The 831-nt window shown below is 42.7% G+C and carries 2 protein-coding genes; both read left to right on the forward strand.

Going from position 1 to position 831, the window contains the following annotated elements; all coding sequences use genetic code 11:
• Nucleotides 1-11 precede the first annotated feature (11 nt).
• Nucleotides 12-521, forward strand: coding sequence for a helix-turn-helix domain-containing protein (locus ACFI6G_RS22155; protein WP_016784615.1), 510 nt, complete (start codon nt 12-14; stop codon nt 519-521).
• A gap of 125 nt (nt 522-646) precedes the next feature.
• A partial coding sequence (locus ACFI6G_RS22160; protein ID WP_462710480.1) for an IS3 family transposase occupies nt 647-831 on the forward strand: 185 nt, incomplete at its 3' end.

Consider the following 831-nt stretch of genomic DNA (forward strand, 5'->3'; position numbering starts at 1 on the left):
GGGGTCTTTTTATGTCCAAATATAGCCGAGAGCTAAAATGTATCATTGCTAGGCAATACTTAGATGGCACGTCATCTCTCTACTTAGCAAAACAATATTCAATTTCTTCAAGACAGATACGGTATTGGGCTCAAGTCTTTGCCATCCATGGTGCTGATTCATTTTTACCAACTAACCAAGCGGCTACTGCTCAGACAAAACGAAAAGCATTGAATTTAATGTGGACGAATGAATGGTCTCTCACGCACACTAGCGCAGTATTAAACCTCTCATCCCCTGGGATACTCTCTGTCTGGCTCAAACGATTTAATGAGCACGGTATCAAAGGGCTCAAAATGCGCCAGAAAGGAAGACCCTCAATGAAAAAGCAACCTCAACGTACCACTAAGCCTGATGATGAAATGACACTTGAGGAGCTAAAAGAGGAGTTGGTCTATTTGCGAACCGAGAATGCCGTTCTAAAAAAGTTGGAAGAGTTGGAGCAGGAAAAAAACCGTCGAACAAAGAAAAAGCGGTCATAGCTCTAACTCTTAAAAGCAAGTACCCGTTAAAGCACTTACTGCACACTCTACAGTTGGCAAAAAGTGTCTTTTATTATCAGGCTCAAACGAGCAAGCGCCCAAATAGCTACGAACGTGAGCTGCGGTTGATAAAGTCAATTTATCATGAGCATAAGGGGCGATACGGCTACCGCCGAATTCACTTGGAACTAAAAAATCAGGGGTTCGAGCTTAATCACAAAACGGTTCAAAGGCTTATGGCTAAGCTCAACCTTAAATCGACGGTCAGGATTAAAAAGTATCGTTCATATCGAGGAGAGTCTGGAACAGC

The organism is Vibrio sp. PSi01, from assembly GCF_054960695.1.